1 protein-coding gene is annotated in these 529 nt (G+C 68.4%); it reads right to left on the reverse strand.

Annotation, left to right across the window (positions count from 1 at the left end):
- On the reverse strand, positions 1-529 hold a 529-nt coding region (locus EN786_RS38095), incomplete at both ends, for a DUF5801 repeats-in-toxin domain-containing protein (protein WP_189524374.1).

The raw sequence follows: 529 nt of genomic DNA on the forward strand, positions 1-529 counted from the left end.
GTCGGACCGTTGTTGGTCTCGTCGAGCGTCACCGAGCTGCCGACCACCGCATTGCTGATCGAGGGGCCGTCATCGAGGAAGGTGACCGCACCGCCGACATCGATGGCGCCGGTCGAGGCGGTGTCGCCATCGGCATCCGTCACCGTCGCCGTCACGGCGATCTTGCCCGCCAGGTTCAGTGCGTCATTGTAGGCGGCGGCCGTCGAGCCATCGACCAGATGTTCAAGCGCGACGTTCTGCACCACCGTCATCTTGCCGTCCGCGGCGACCGACACGGTGAAGGCGGTGTGGGTGCCGCCGGCATCCGTGTACTGGCCCTGCACCGTGGCGCCGACCTGGACCAGCGTGATGGCATGGTCGCCCTGTGCCGTCGCCAGCCCCGAGGCCGCGTTGGTCACCGACAGCGCATAGGTCGTCGTGCCGGCGCCGTCGGCGCCGTAGTTGGAGGTCAGCGTCACGATCGCCGCAGCGCTCGTGGCCGTCATGATCGCCGGGTTCAGCACGCCGTCTGTCGTCGGACCGTTGTTGG

Origin of the sequence: Mesorhizobium sp. M4B.F.Ca.ET.143.01.1.1, assembly GCF_004792275.1 — a bacterium.
GTDB classification, from domain to species: Bacteria; Pseudomonadota; Alphaproteobacteria; order Rhizobiales; family Rhizobiaceae; genus Mesorhizobium; species Mesorhizobium abyssinicae.